General features: G+C 30.9%; 13 protein-coding genes. 11 read left to right on the top strand and 2 right to left on the bottom strand.

Annotation, left to right across the window (positions count from 1 at the left end; all coding sequences use genetic code 11):
• Positions 1-113: 113 nt before the first annotated feature.
• The 9 genes from KGF38_RS03535 to clpX all read left to right on the top strand — a co-directional run bounded on the left by KGF38_RS03535 (position 114) and on the right by clpX (position 10,434).
• Positions 114-1,037: an ABC transporter ATP-binding protein gene (locus KGF38_RS03535; RefSeq protein ID WP_074179273.1), complete on the top strand. Its 924-nt coding sequence runs from the start codon at positions 114-116 to the stop codon at positions 1,035-1,037.
• Positions 1,021-1,791, top strand: a complete 771-nt coding sequence (locus KGF38_RS03530; RefSeq protein ID WP_227832155.1) for an ABC transporter permease — start codon at positions 1,021-1,023, stop codon at positions 1,789-1,791. The genes KGF38_RS03535 and KGF38_RS03530 overlap by 17 nt, the downstream gene beginning before the upstream one ends.
• 9 nt (positions 1,792-1,800) lie before the next feature.
• A complete protein-coding gene (locus KGF38_RS03525) occupies positions 1,801-2,583 on the top strand; it encodes an ABC transporter permease (protein WP_074179275.1) in 783 nt (260 codons plus the stop codon).
• 367 nt (positions 2,584-2,950) lie between these two features.
• Entirely contained in the window at positions 2,951-4,975 is a 2,025-nt protein-coding gene (gene ligA, locus KGF38_RS03520; protein ID WP_074179276.1) for an NAD-dependent DNA ligase LigA, read from the top strand.
• A 156-nt stretch (positions 4,976-5,131) separates the two neighbouring features.
• Entirely contained in the window at positions 5,132-6,481 is a 1,350-nt protein-coding gene (gene rph / locus KGF38_RS03515; protein ID WP_054271746.1) for a ribonuclease PH, read from the top strand.
• Positions 6,481-6,951 carry a metallophosphoesterase family protein gene (locus KGF38_RS03510; RefSeq protein WP_074179277.1) on the top strand — a complete coding sequence of 157 codons (471 nt, stop codon included), beginning with the start codon at positions 6,481-6,483 and terminating at the stop codon, positions 6,949-6,951. Before rph ends, KGF38_RS03510 begins: the two co-directional genes overlap by 1 nt.
• A gap of 193 nt (positions 6,952-7,144) precedes the next feature.
• On the top strand, positions 7,145-8,431 hold the full coding sequence (gene tig, locus KGF38_RS03505) for a trigger factor (RefSeq protein ID WP_054277661.1): 1,287 nt from the start codon (positions 7,145-7,147) through the stop codon (positions 8,429-8,431).
• A 149-nt stretch (positions 8,432-8,580) separates the two neighbouring features.
• Entirely contained in the window at positions 8,581-9,165 is a 585-nt protein-coding gene (gene clpP, locus KGF38_RS03500) for an ATP-dependent Clp endopeptidase proteolytic subunit ClpP (RefSeq protein ID WP_021386274.1), read from the top strand.
• Between the two features lie 18 nt (positions 9,166-9,183).
• Positions 9,184-10,434, top strand: a complete 1,251-nt coding sequence (gene clpX / locus KGF38_RS03495; RefSeq protein ID WP_054271743.1) for an ATP-dependent Clp protease ATP-binding subunit ClpX — start codon at positions 9,184-9,186, stop codon at positions 10,432-10,434.
• Between the two features lie 70 nt (positions 10,435-10,504).
• Here clpX and KGF38_RS03490 read toward each other — a convergent pair whose 3' ends face one another.
• Positions 10,505-11,032: a chromate transporter gene (locus KGF38_RS03490; protein WP_054271742.1), complete on the bottom strand. Its 528-nt coding sequence runs from the start codon at positions 11,030-11,032 to the stop codon at positions 10,505-10,507.
• Positions 11,020-11,532: a chromate transporter gene (locus KGF38_RS03485; RefSeq protein WP_021386213.1), complete on the bottom strand. Its 513-nt coding sequence runs from the start codon at positions 11,530-11,532 to the stop codon at positions 11,020-11,022. The genes KGF38_RS03490 and KGF38_RS03485 overlap by 13 nt, the downstream gene beginning before the upstream one ends.
• A gap of 171 nt (positions 11,533-11,703) precedes the next feature.
• On the opposite strand from KGF38_RS03485, the gene lon reads away from it, so the two are divergent.
• Together lon and yihA are read left to right on the top strand one after the other, a co-directional pair.
• Positions 11,704-14,067 (top strand): endopeptidase La, encoded by a 2,364-nt coding sequence (gene lon, locus KGF38_RS03480; protein WP_074179278.1) that lies wholly within the window; start codon positions 11,704-11,706, stop codon positions 14,065-14,067.
• Positions 14,057-14,668, top strand: coding sequence for a ribosome biogenesis GTP-binding protein YihA/YsxC (gene yihA / locus KGF38_RS03475; protein WP_074179279.1), 612 nt, complete (start codon positions 14,057-14,059; stop codon positions 14,666-14,668). The genes lon and yihA overlap by 11 nt, the downstream gene beginning before the upstream one ends.
• Positions 14,669-14,685: the final 17 nt, after the last annotated feature.

The raw sequence follows: 14,685 nt of genomic DNA, 5'->3' as shown, positions 1-14,685 counted from the left end.
GGGATTTTTTGTGAATTCTAAAATTGCAAGGTTAGTACAAGGTTGTTGTAAGGTTAATGCAAGATTGAAGTTGTATGATAATTTTAGATAAACAAAGGAGGCTTTTACTATCTATGAATAATTTAATTGTTGAAACGAAAAATCTAACGAAACAGTATGGCGCTCAAAAGAGCGTTTCTAATTTGAATATTCACGTTCAAAAAGGCCGTATTTATGGTTTACTAGGAAGAAATGGTGCAGGGAAAACAACCACAATGAAAATGTTATTGGGTTTAACAAAACCAACCACTGGGGAAATTAAGATATTCGGTCAAGATATTCAGAAGAATGAAAATAAACTTCTTCCTAGAATTGGATGTTTGATTGAATCACCAGGTTTTTATCCTAATCTGACAGGGACAGAAAATCTCAAAATATTTGCAAGACTTAGAGGGATACCAAAGAAAAATGCAGTGAAATCAGCATTGGAAGTAGTAGGTTTACAATACAATGATAAAAAGTTATTTTCTCAATATTCTCTTGGTATGAAACAAAGGCTGGCGATTGCTCTTGCCATTATGCATGACCCAGAGCTGCTTATTTTGGATGAGCCTATCAATGGGCTTGATCCAATTGGCATTGCAGAAGTAAGAACATTTATTCGTGATCTTTGTACAGAACGAGGTAAAACTATTTTGATATCCAGTCATATTCTTTCTGAAATTTCTTTACTGGCAGATGACATTGGCATTATTGACCAGGGCATTTTACTGGAAGAAGAAAGTCTTGCTAAACTGGAAGCAAAAAATAGTAAATACATACATTTTGGTGTGTCAGATGCAGCACAGGCGGCAAGGCTTTTGGAAACGCAACTTCACCTGAAAAATTTTAAAATAGCAGACGATCACAATATTATGCTTTATGATACAGATGTTTCAGTTGCTTCAATAAATCGCATTTTCATTCGAAACCAAATTGATGTATCAGAATCTCATTTGTGTGAGGATACCCTTGAAGACTACTTCAAGAAAGTAACAGGGGGTGAAGGAATTGCTTGATCTGGTTTCATGTGAATTTTCAAAACTCAAAAGGCTAAAATTTATCATGATCTCTATTTTAAGTGCTTGTTTATTTCCAATTCCTGCGACAATTTTGATTGCAAAGGACAACTTGCCTTTTGAGCAATTGTTCAAATTAGTTATCAATTTTGGATATTTTTTGCTACTACCAGTTGTATTGAGTATCGTTGCTAGCCAGCTGTTTTTTATAGAGAGGGATAATGATGTATTAAAAAATCTAGCAACAGTACCAGTACCAAAAGGGAAACTGGCTTTGGCAAAACTCGTTGTTTTATTGCTGGTTTCACTGCTTTATTCCGTTGTTGGATTGAGTGCTACCATTATTGGTGGACTCATTGTTGGAACAGTAGAGGGAATTGCTATAAAATTAGGGATGAGTATTACTTTTGGTATTATGTTTTTTGTTGTTTCACTTCCAATTGTAGTGTTCATTGTATATTTCAACCGTAGCTATATTTTTTCCATTATACTTTCTTTTGTATATGCTATTTTCAATTTTAGTATATCCTTAAATATTATTAATTTTGAACCAAATAACCCACTATTAAGCATATTGCCTTCTCCAATTATTATGCGTTGGTGGATGGCATCTTGGGGAGACCCCACTGGAAAATATACAACACTTAGACAACCATATTTACTTTCAACTTCTGCTTGTGTAAGTGTTTTATGCTTGATAGCAATTATGGCAGCCCTGCTGATATGCATAATTTATAAGAAACAGGAGAATTAGGAGGTATCTATGTTTGATATAATTACTACGGAATTTCAAAAAATAAAACGATATAATATTCTATGGGTGGGTATTGTTGCTATTATATTTTCGGCACTATTGGCAGTTTTTCAGATTATAAGCTCTCACGGAAACGAACCTCTAACGTATGAAAGTTTTGCTAACGGAGTCATCTGGAATAATTTCAGCCTTGCTTTTCCATTTGGTATTACTTTGATTGGAGGATATCTCATTAATCGTGAGTATACAGATCAAACCTTAAAGAACATACTGACTGTTCCTGTTTCATTTCGTAAATTGCTAGTGGGAAAACTAATTGTGATTGGAGGACTTACTGTCCTTCTAAGTTTTTTTAGCTTTTTATGCACAGTTATTTTAGGATTGATATTTTGTCATATCAATATATCTGTTACAATCGTTGTAAAATCCTTATTTCAGCTTTTGATTGTTAATCTGTGTTGTTATGTTGCTGTTTTACCAATTATTGTTTATTTTGGTTGTAAACAAAATACATTTCTTGCAGGTGTAGGAATTGCATTTGTCTATAGCTTCTGTGGTGTATTTGTTGCAGGAAGAAATCTAACAGACTTTTATCCAATCACAGCAGGGCTTGGTCTCGCTAGATATAACAATGGCGGGGGTATTGTTTATCAGCCACTTATTGGCGTAATGACTTTAATTGTGATTTTAATAGTGACAGCTATTTTACTTGCACTAACACCAAATTATGATAAAGTTATGACTATATCCAAGAAAAAAGTGGTAAAACGTAAAAAGTCTTCTCACAAATAACATCAATAGTACTTTTTCTGTATTTCTAATAAGCGACTACTTTGATTTTTCAGAGCTGTCGCTTTTTTATATTTAGCAAATTATGACTATTTTATGTTCCTTGACAACCTAATATCCCAATATATAGTATTTCTAATATGAAACTTATGTAGCTGAAAACAAAGTGGTACAATAATTATACTTTCTAACAATATCTACAGAATTGAGGAAGAGTTCCTACATTATGTGTAGATTTTTGGATAAGCACTTTTTTGTAATAAATTTAAAGTCAAAAAAGTGATATACTAAAAAATGTATAAATAGGAAATAATCAATTATAAGGAAATCTTAAAATAATTTAATTTAAAAAATATAAAGAGGTGTAAAAGTGAGCGTTAAAGATGAGATTAATAAACTTATAGAAAAAATAAACTACCATAATGAAAGGTATTATAATCAGGATAGCCCAGAAATATCAGACTATGAATATGATAAATTAATGAAAGAATTAATTTCTTTGGAAGAAGAAAATCCAGAACTAAAGAGAATTGATTCTCCAACAAATAGGGTAGGAGGTAAGCCATTAGATAAATTCAATCAAATTGTCCATAAAGCTCCTATGCTAAGTCTATCGAATGCTTTTTCAGAACAGGACTTAAAAGATTTTGACAAGAGGGTTCAAGAATATGTAGGAGACAATGTTGAATATGTTGTTGAGTTTAAAATAGATGGTCTTTCTGTAGGTCTTACTTATAATAATGGAGAGTTCGAAAAAGGTGCAACTAGAGGAGATGGGATTGTAGGAGAAGATATCTCTCACAATTTGATGACAGTAAAAAGTATACCTCTTAAAATAAATGACAAAAAAGAACTAATAGTTAGAGGAGAAGTATATATCTCGAAAGATAATTTTAGAAAAGTAAATGAACAACAAGAAGAACAAGAACAGCCTTTATTTGCTAATCCAAGAAACCTTGCAGCAGGCTCATTAAGACAATTAGACCCAAAATTAACTGCCAAAAGACCTTTAGATATATTTATATTTAATATGGAAAATATAGAAGAATATGATTTAAAAAGTCACAGTGAATCCCTAGAGTATTTAGAAGAATTAGGATTCTCAGTAAGCCAAAGTTATAAAGTTTGTAAAAATATCGATGAAGTTATTGAACATATTGAATACTGGACGGAGAATAGAGGTAATTTGGAATATGAGATAGATGGTATGGTAATAAAAGTAAACGATATAAAACAGAGGGAAGAAATGGGATATACAGCAAAAAGCCCTAGATGGGCAATTGCATATAAGTTTCCAGCAGAAAAGAAAAAAACTAAAATAATAGATATAATAGTAGAAGTTGGTAGAACAGGTACAATAACACCTTCAGCAATACTTGAACCAGTCAGACTTGCAGGTACTACTGTAAGTAGAGCTACACTTCATAATGAAGATTATATAAGAGAAAAAGATATAAAGATAAATGACACAGTATTAGTTCAAAAAGCAGGCGATATAATACCTCAAGTTTTAGAAGTTATAACAGAAGAACGTACTGGAGATGAAATAGATTTTAAGATGCCAGAAAAATGCCCTGTATGTTCAGAACCAACAGTAAGATTAGAAGGGGAGGCTGCTGTAAAGTGTATAAATATGTCTTGTCCAGCTCAAATAAGAAGGGGAATTATACACTTTGTATCAAGAGATGCAATGAATATAGATGGTCTAGGAGAATCTATAATTACGTTATTGTTAAATGAAAAAATAATCCAAGATGTATCTGATTTATACTATATAAAAAAGGAAGAAGTAGTCGACCTAGAGAGAATGGGTGAAAAGTCTGCTGATAATTTAATAAACTCAATTGAAAAGTCAAAAGAAAATGATTTATGGAGACTTATAAATGGATTAGGTATCAAATTTATAGGAGTTAAAGCAGCTAAAATACTTGCATCTAACTTTAAGGACTTAGATGATGTAATTTCTTCAACAAGTGAGCAACTGGAAGAATTAGAGGAATTCGGAAGTATAATGGCAAACAGCGTTGTCGAGTTTTTTAAGGAAGACAAAAATATAAATGTTATAAACAAGTTGAAAAGTGTAGGAGTAAACACAAAATCATTGAATAATACAGGAGAAAATGTAGAAAAGATATTTGAAGGAATGAAAATAGTATTGACTGGTACACTTCCTACATTAAAAAGAAATGATGCAAAAGATATGATAGAACAAAGAGGTGGAAAAGCTACATCTAGTGTAAGTAAATCGACAACATTTGTTTTGGCAGGGGAGGAAGCTGGCTCTAAACTTACTAAAGCAAATGATTTAGGAATTAAAGTTATAGATGAAGATAGTTTTTTAGAATTATTGAATTTATCATCGAAAGATGAAGTAAAAGCTATATTAGAGGGCTAAAAAGTCGTTTAATTTACTAGAAAACTACTATAATTAATGATAGAATAGTTCAGTAAGCTAATGAGATTATAAAAAAACAATATAATATTTGATTAAATTAAAAATTATAAAAAATAACTTTATAAAATATAAAAAATATAAGAAAGGATATTAAAAATGACCAGAAGTTATGATAGAAGTAATGACCAGATAAGACCTGTAAAGATAAGCAGAAATTATACAAAGTATGCAGAAGGCTCTGTTCTTATAGAAATGGGAGAGACAAAGGTTATATGTACTGCATCAGTAGAAGAGAAAGTACCTCCTTTTTTGAGAAATAGTGGTACTGGATGGATAAATGCTGAATATTCTATGTTGCCAAGAGCAACACAACAAAGAAAGATAAGGGATGCATCTAGGGGGAAAATCGACGGAAGAACACAAGAGATACAGAGATTGATAGGAAGAGCAATAAGGTCTGTTGTAGATTTGAATAAATTAGGTGAAAGAACTATTTGGGTAGATTGCGATGTTATACAAGCTGATGGAGGAACTAGAACAGCTTCTATAACAGGTGCATTTGTGGCAGTTGCAGAAGCAATATACAAATTATATAAAGCAAAGACAATAAAAGAAATGCCAATAACAAATTTTGTATCTGCAATCAGTGTTGGAATAGTAAATGAAACACATATGTTGGATTTATGTTATGAAGAAGATTCTAAAGCACAGGTAGATATGAATATAATAATGACTGATAAGTGTGAGTTTGTAGAAGTACAGGGGACTGGAGAAGAGAAACCTTTTTCGAGAAAAGATTTAAATTTATTGTTAGAGTTAGGAGAAAAAGGGAATAAAGAATTAATAAGGTTTCAAAGAGAAGCTTTAGGTGAAATAGCAGATGAGATATTAGGTATGGAGTATGGTAATGAAGTAGTAATTGCTACTAATAATGCTCATAAGCTAGAAGAAATAGGTGAAATCTTAAAAGACTTTGAATATACAGTGTATTCTTTAAAAGATGTTGACCTAGCAGGTATAGAAATAGTTGAGGATGGAAAAACATTTGAGCATAATGCATTAATAAAAGCTAGAACAATAGCTAAAAAAACTAAACTTATAGCAATATCAGACGATTCAGGTTTAGAAGTAGATGCTTTAGGCAAAAAACCTGGTGTTTATTCAGCTAGATATGCAGGAGAACATGCAACAGATGAAGAAAATAGAGAAAAGCTATTAAAATCTATGCAAAATATACCAATTAGTAAAAGAAATGCAAGATTCGTCTCTGCAATAGCAGTAGTTTTCCCAGATGGAAAAGAGTTTGTAGTAAGAGGAATCTGTGAAGGAACAATAGGTTTTGAAGAAAAGGGTAAAAATGGCTTTGGATATGATAGCTTATTTATAGTAAAAGGATATAATAAAACCTTTGGTGAGATACCTAGTGTTATAAAAAATTCAATCAGCCACAGAGCAAATGCACTAAAACTTATGAAACAAGAGTTTATAAAAAGGGTAGTGAAGTAATGAAGATAGGTATAGTAAGTGACACACATATGATAATTAAAAATATGGAAAAAGCAATACCATATTTGAAAGAATGTGACCTAATAATTCATGCAGGAGACAATTTTACAGACTCAAGATATATTTACAGCATGACTAATGTGGGAATCATTGCAGTTAAAGGTAATTGTGACTTTGATGCTGTTGAGGAAGAAGTTGTCTTTGAAGTAGCAAATAAAACTATATTTTTATGCCATGGAGATAAGTATGGTGTAAAATACGGAACACAGATGTTAGAAAACAAGGCAAGTGAAGTTGGAGCTGATATAGTTATATTTGGTCATACCCATACTCCGTTTAGAGAAATTAAAGATAATGTGCTTTACATAAATCCTGGAAGTACTTCACTTCCAAGAGGAGTATCGTATAAAAGTTTTGTTATTATGGACATAGAAGATGATGACATAAATATTGAAGAAATACGTATATAAGGGTGTATTTATCCAAAAAAACGGCAAAAAACACTCAAAAAATTAAATTTTATCAAATAAGTGCAACGATATTAATGGAACACTTGTAAATAAAAAAACTTATGTGATATAATTAAGTGGTTGAATTATAAATAGAATGAATTATGATACCATTATCGGGTATTACATAAATATCACTAGGAGGATTAGAAGGATGAAAGCAGAACTAATTAAAAAAGAGGGTAATAAAGTTACTTTAAAAATAACAGTAGATAACAATAAATTTGAAGCAGCAGTAAATAAGGCTTATAATAAAAGCAGAAATAAATACAATATACCTGGATTTAGAAAAGGTAAAGCTCCAAGAATTGTTATAGAGACTCAATACGGAAAAGGCATATTCTATAATGATGCTATAGAAATATTATTCCCAGAAGTTTATCCAGAAGCTATCAAGGAATTAGATATAGACCCAATAGACAATCCAGATTTAGATATAGAGGAAATAAGCAAAGATAATGGATTAGTTATGGTTCTTAATGTAGAAGTTAAACCAGAGTTTGAATTAGGAAACTACAAGGGTATAGAAATAGCTAAGGTTGAGAATACTGTAAGTGACGAAAATGTTGAAGCTAAACTACAAGAAATGGTTGAAAAAAATGCTAGATTAGTAAGTGTAGAAGATAAGGCTTTAGAAGATGGAGACACAGCTATAATAGACTTTGAAGGTTTTGAAAATGGTGTGGCTTTTGAAGGTGGTAAAGGTGAAAATTATAACTTAGTTATAGGTTCAAACACATTTATACCAGGATTTGAAGAACAATTAGTAGGTAAAAAAGCTGGTGAAGAAGTAGAAGTTAATGTTACTTTCCCAGAAGAATACCACTCACAAGATTTAGCTGGAAAACCAGTTGTATTTAATGTGAAAATAAATGATGTAAAAGTAAAAGAATTATCTGCATTAGATGATGAATTTGCTAAAGATACTAGCGAATTTGACACTTTAGATGAATTAAAAGCAGATGTAAGAGCTAAATTAGAAGAAGAAGCTAAAAATAGAGCAGATGCAGAAACTAGAAATTCAGTAGTAGAAAAAGTTGCTGAAAATACAGAAATAGAAATACCAGAAGTTATGGTACAACATCAAATAGATAATATGTTAAATGAACTTAACTACCAATTACAATATCAAGGATTTGGATTACAACAATTATTAGAGATGACTGGTAGAACTATGGAAGAATTAAGAGAAGAAAGAAAAGAAGATGCTAAAAAATTAGTTAAATCTTCTCTAGTATTAGAAGCAATAACTAAAGCTGAAGGAATTGAAGCAACAGAAGAAGAATTTAAAGCTGAGTTAGAAAAAATGGCTTCTGCTTACAATATGGAAATAGACAAAATAGAAGCTTCTTTAAGAGATGCTGATAAAGAAGATATAAAAGGACAAATAAAGATAAGAAAAACAATAGATTTATTAGTTGAGAATGCAACAATAGCTTAATAAAATAAACGCTAACTAATATAGTTGACGTTATAGAATGTTTAGTATATAATGATGTGCAAATATAATTTAGTTAAATGCGTATAATAATTTACAGTAGCTTAAAAAAAGCTACTGTAAATTATATAGAATAAAGGGGGTATGAAACCATGGCATTAGTACCTGTAGTTGTTGAACAAACAGGAAGAGGAGAAAGATCTTATGATATTTTTTCTAGACTATTAAAAGACAGAATAATCTTCTTAGGAGATCAAGTTAACGATGCCACAGCAGGGCTTATAGTAGCACAGCTATTATTTTTAGAAGCTGAAGACCCAGACAAAGATATACATTTATATATAAATTCTCCAGGAGGAAGTATAACTTCTGGAATGGCTATATATGATACTATGCAATACATCAAACCAGATGTAAGCACTATATGTATAGGTATGGCTGCTTCTATGGGAGCATTCTTGTTGGCAGCAGGAGCAAAAGGAAAAAGACTAGCACTACCAAATAGTGAAATAATGATACATCAACCATTAGGTGGAGCTCAAGGTCAAGCGACAGATATAGAAATTCATGCAAAAAGAATTTTAAAAATAAAAGAAACTCTAAATGAGATATTATCTGAAAGAACTGGTCAGCCATTAGAGAAAATAAAAATGGATACTGAACGTGATAACTTCATGAGTGCAATAGAAGCCAAAGAATATGGTTTAATAGATGAAGTATTTACAAAGAGACCGTAGATAGAGAGAGGTGTTAATATGTCTAAATATGAAGAAAAACGACAATTAAAGTGTTCATTCTGCGGTAAAAATCAAGATCAAGTAAGAAGATTAATTGCAGGTCCAAATGTATATATTTGTGACGAGTGTGTTGAACTTTGTGACGAAATTATTCAAGAAGAAATAGAAGATACTATAGATGAAGATACTACATCATTACCAAAGCCAAAGGAAATGATGGAGATTCTAAATGATTATGTAATAGGTCAAGAAAAAGCTAAAAAAGCTTTATCAGTTGCAGTTTATAATCATTACAAGAGAATATACAGTAAAAAATCTAGTAACAAGGATATAGAAATTCAAAAGAGTAATATACTTTTACTAGGACCTACTGGTTCTGGAAAGACATTACTTGCTCAAACTCTAGCAAGAACTCTTAATGTACCTTTTGCAATGGCTGATGCTACATCATTAACTGAAGCTGGATATGTTGGAGAAGACGTTGAAAACATACTTCTAAAACTTATTCAAGCTGCTGATTTTGATATAGAAAAAGCTGAAAGAGGTATAATATATATAGATGAGATAGACAAAATTGCAAGAAAATCTGAAAATCCATCTATAACTAGAGATGTAAGTGGTGAAGGTGTTCAACAAGCCCTTCTAAAAATATTAGAGGGTACTGTTGCAAATGTTCCACCACAAGGAGGAAGAAAACATCCTCATCAAGAATTCCTAAAGATAGATACTACTAATGTATTGTTTATACTAGGTGGAGCTTTTGATGGATTAGAAAAAATAATCCAAAAACGTGGTGGAGATAAAACACTAGGTTTTGGAGCTAAGATAGAAAGTAAGAAAGAATTAGATTTAGGAAAGCTATATGAAAAAGTACTTCCAGAGGATTTATTAAAATATGGTATAATACCTGAATTTATAGGAAGAATACCAGTTTTAGCTACTTTAGAATTACTGGATGAAGATGCATTGATGCAGATATTACAGGAACCTAAAAATGCTCTAGTAAAACAGTATAAAAAACTATTGGAGTTGGATGATGTTGAACTAGAATTTGAAGAAGGTGCTCTTCGTGCAATAGCTAAAAAAGCTATAGAAAGAAATACAGGAGCTAGAGGGCTTAGAAGTATAGTTGAAAGCGTAATGATGGAGACTATGTTTGAGGTACCATCTAGAGATAATATAAAGAAGGTTATAGTAACAGAGAAATCTGTGAACGAAGACTCAGTAAATCCTATCATAGTACTTAAGGATCAAGAGGAAAGTGCATAAGATGATGAAAAGGAGCTTTAAAGGCTCCTTTTTTTATGTTAATATGCTTAATATAAAACTAGATATTACATTATAAAAATGAGAGTAATATACCTAGAACACCAAAGACGAATACAATTGCAATAGAACCAATTTTTCCTTTATATAAAAGGTAAAAGGATACTATAAATGCAATTATTCCATATAAGTCCCAATTAACTTCTTTGGCAGATGAAAAAGCTGCCGATAATATGAATCCTAAAGTAATTGGTCTAAGAACCATCAATAAGTTTTCTACTTTTTTATTATTTTTGAACTTAGAAAATAACTTTGATATAATAGTTAGACCTACTAATGCAAAAATCGTTACACCAATAGTTGCAGACAGAGAACCAAAAAAACCTGCAGTCTTAAACCCTACAAATGTAGCACTATTTATTGCTACAGGGCCTGGTGTAGATTGTGATATAGCAAGTAAATCCAAGAATTCTTGATTAGTTATTAGGTGGTATTTAGATATAAATTCTTGTTGAATAAATGGCAGCATGGCATATCCACCACCAAAACTAAAGGCTCCTATTTTAAGGAATATTAAAAAGAGTAGTGTTATTTCTGACATAGACTATATACACCTCCTCCAATTATTAAATAAATAGGGCTTATATTGAATACACCAACAGATAAAACTGCTATAATTAATAGTAGTATGTTAGTTCTAGACTTTGGCAGTTTCTTAAACATGCTCGTAAAAGAATACAATATAAGAGCTATTACGACAGGGGCAACTCCTTTAAAAAATCCATCTAAAATTTTAGATGATGAATTTTTAAAATATAGATATGATAAGACTAATACTATACAAAATGATGGTAAAGCAGAGCCTAAGGTACATATAAGAACTCCTGGTATACCATAAAGTTTATATCCTAATAATACAGATATATTAACTGCCAGTACTCCAGGGTAACTTTGAGCTATGGATAGAAAATCAATAAATTCTTCCTGCTCTAAAAGCTTTTGTTTGTTTACAAGTTCATCTTGTATAAGAGGAACCATAGCGTATCCACCACCAAACGTAAACGCACCGATTTTTAAAAAAGTTAAAAACAATTTCAACATAATAGAAACCTCCAAAAGATAAATAACATCTAAGTATACTAACATTAATATTATATCATAATAAAATAGTAATATAATATGCTAAGAATTTATCATTAATGTTGAAAATTAACTTGTTCGAATATATAATATTAAAATCAAAATAATTAGACTAGAAAAGGAGTAATGTTGATGGAACAAAATTATACTAAAATAGATCATGAATTACCGCTAATTCCTTTAAGAGGATTAGCAATATTTCCATATATGATATTAAATTTTGATATAGGAAGAGAGATATCTCTTAAAGCTTTAGACCAAGCTATGATGGAGGAAGAACTTATATTTTTAACATCTCAAAAAGAAGCTGACGTTGATGAGCCAGGAGAAGACGATTTTTATCATGTAGGGACAATTTGTAAAGTTAAACAAATGATAAAATTACCAGGAGATACAGTTCGTGTTTTGGTTGAAGGTGTATCAAGAGGTAGGGTAAAACAAATAGAACAAGAAGAAGGGTATTTCAAAGCAGTAATAGAAGAAATAGTCTTTGATAGTGACAATTTAGATAGTGAGACAGAAGTTGAAATTGAAGCATTTGTAAGAAATGTATTTGATGCCTTTGAAGAGTATATAAATATCGGAAACAGAGTATCACCAGAAATATTAATATCTTTGGCTGATATAGAAGATGTTGATAGATTTATAGATACAATAGCTGCCAATATATATCTAAAGTCAAGCCAAAAACAAGAAATATTAGAAGAATTTGATATTAAGAAAAGACTTGAGCTTATTTATTCTATATTATTAGAAGAGATAGATATACTAAAAATAGAGAAGAAGATAACTTTAAGAGTTAAAAAACAGATGAATAAAGTTCAAAAAGAATATTACCTTAGAGAACAACTAAAAGCAATACAAAAAGAATTAGGTGAAGAAGAAGATATAAATTCTGAAGCTGATGAATACAGAGAAAAGCTTAAAAAAATAAAAGCACCTAAGACAACTAAGGAAAAAATAGAAAAAGAAATAGATAAATTTTCAAAGATATCTTCAATGTCTCCAGATGTATCTGTAAGTAGAAACTACTTGGATACTATATTTTCATTGCCATGGAATAAGGAAACAAAAGATAAGCTGGATATAAATAAGGCAAATGCTATACTAGATGAAGACCATTATGGATTAGAGAAAGTAAAAGAAAGAATACTAGAATACTTAGCTATAAGAACACTTGCTAAATCACTTAAAGGTCCTATAATATGTCTAGTTGGTCCTCCAGGAACAGGAAAGACATCTATAGTAAAATCAATAGCTAGAGCGTTGAATAGAAAGTTTGTAAGAATATCTTTAGGTGGAGTTAGAGATGAAGCAGAAATAAGAGGTCATAGAAGAACTTATGTAGGTTCAATTCCAGGAAGAATAATCAATGGAGTAAAAGAAGCACAAACAAAAAATCCTGTATTTTTATTTGATGAGATAGATAAAATGGCAGCAGATTATAAAGGTGACCCAGCTTCAGCAATGCTAGAAGTATTAGACCCAGAGCAAAATAAGGATTTTGTAGACCACTACTTAGAAATACCTTTTGATTTATCAAAAATACTATTTGTTACAACAGCAAACAGTCTAGGTAATATACCAAGACCATTATTAGATAGAATGGAAATAATAGAAGTATCTGGATATATAGAAGAGGAAAAATTAAATATAGCAAAAAAATATTTACTTCCAAAACAAATTAAAGAGCATGCTTTAAAAGAAAACTTCATAAAAATGGATGATGAGACTTTAAGAAGTATAATAAATCATTATACAAGAGAAGCAGGTGTAAGAACACTAGAAAGAACTATTGGTAAAATTTGTAGAAAAGTTGCAAAAAAATATGTTGAAGACCCAACTCTTGAAGAAGTTATTGTAAATAAGTCTGACTTAGAGACATATCTTGGAAAAGACATGTTTAAGTATCAACTTGCAGAAGTTAATCCTCAAATAGGATTAGTAAATGGTCTTGCATGGACAGCAGTTGGTGGAGTTACACTTGAAGTAGAAGTAAATGTACTTAAAGGTAAAGGCGAAATTGTATTGACTGGGAAGCTAGGAGATGTTATGAAGGAATCTGCTAAGACAGGTATATCTTATATAAGGTCAATAGTGGACAAGTTTGATATAGACCCAGATTTTTATAAGACAAATGATATTCATATACACATTCCAGAAGGTGCTGTTCCAAAAGATGGACCATCAGCTGGTATAACTATGGCTCTTGCAGTAATTTCAGCACTTACTAAAAGACCTGTTCCAGGCAATATAGCTATGACAGGAGAGATAACTTTAAGAGGTAGAGTATTAGCTGTAGGAGGAGTTAAAGAAAAATTATTAGCAGCTCATAGAGCTGGTATAACAAAAGTATTAATTCCTAAAGAATGTGAAGCTGATTTAGATGAGATACCAGAAAATGTAAAAGAAAAAATGGAGTTTGTACTTGTAGAACATATGGATGAAGTATTAGAACAAGCTTTGTTAAAGAGTGGTGAGAAGAATGAAAATTAGAAGTTCAGAGATAACTATGAGTGCTGTGAATAAATCACAGTATCCAGCAGAAGGTATTCCAGAGATAGCATTAGCTGGTAGGTCAAATGTTGGGAAATCATCAATAATAAATACATTGCTTAATAGAAGAAACTTTGCTAGAACTAGTCAAACACCAGGAAAAACTAGAACTATAAACTTTTATCTAATAAATAATGAATTTTATTTTGTGGACCTTCCAGGTTATGGATATGCAAAGATAGCTAAGTCTGAAAAAGAAAAATGGGGAGGCATAATGGAAAGATATCTAGAAAGTAGACAAGAATTATGTTCTATATTTCTACTTGTAGATATTAGACATGAGCCTACATCAGATGATAAGCTTATGTATGAATGGATAAAACACTTCGGATATAACTGTGTGATTATTGCAACTAAGGCAGATAAAATATCTAGAGGACAATATCAAAAACATATAAGCATAATAAGAAAAAAATTGCAAATGGAAAGTAGCGAAAAAGTAATCCCTGTTTCCTCATTAAAAAAGACTGGTGTTGAAGAACTATGGGAAGAAATTGTAAATCAATATAATCAACATGGATATGAGATAACAGTAGATTAGTTATAACTATATTAATA

The sequence above is a fragment of the Clostridioides sp. ZZV14-6387 genome, assembly GCF_020657835.1.
Classification (GTDB): Bacteria; Bacillota; Clostridia; order Peptostreptococcales; family Peptostreptococcaceae; genus Clostridioides; species Clostridioides difficile_A.
The sequence above is the reverse complement of the archived record's forward strand: the minus strand, read 5'-3'. Positions and strand labels throughout refer to the sequence as shown.

Coding starts and splice junctions, on each gene's coding strand:
- KGF38_RS03535 (WP_074179273.1), top strand. CDS start 114: ATGAATAATTTAATTGTTGAAACGAAAAATCTAACGAAACAGTATGGC.
- KGF38_RS03525 (WP_074179275.1), top strand. CDS start 1,801: ATGTTTGATATAATTACTACGGAATTTCAAAAAATAAAACGATATAAT.
- rph (WP_054271746.1), top strand. CDS start 5,132: ATGACCAGAAGTTATGATAGAAGTAATGACCAGATAAGACCTGTAAAG.
- KGF38_RS03510 (WP_074179277.1), top strand. CDS start 6,481: ATGAAGATAGGTATAGTAAGTGACACACATATGATAATTAAAAATATG.
- tig (WP_054277661.1), top strand. CDS start 7,145: ATGAAAGCAGAACTAATTAAAAAAGAGGGTAATAAAGTTACTTTAAAA.
- clpP (WP_021386274.1), top strand. CDS start 8,581: ATGGCATTAGTACCTGTAGTTGTTGAACAAACAGGAAGAGGAGAAAGA.
- clpX (WP_054271743.1), top strand. CDS start 9,184: ATGTCTAAATATGAAGAAAAACGACAATTAAAGTGTTCATTCTGCGGT.
- KGF38_RS03490 (WP_054271742.1), bottom strand. CDS start 11,032: ATGTCAGAAATAACACTACTCTTTTTAATATTCCTTAAAATAGGAGCC.
- KGF38_RS03485 (WP_021386213.1), bottom strand. CDS start 11,532: ATGTTGAAATTGTTTTTAACTTTTTTAAAAATCGGTGCGTTTACGTTT.
- lon (WP_074179278.1), top strand. CDS start 11,704: ATGGAACAAAATTATACTAAAATAGATCATGAATTACCGCTAATTCCT.
- yihA (WP_074179279.1), top strand. CDS start 14,057: ATGAAAATTAGAAGTTCAGAGATAACTATGAGTGCTGTGAATAAATCA.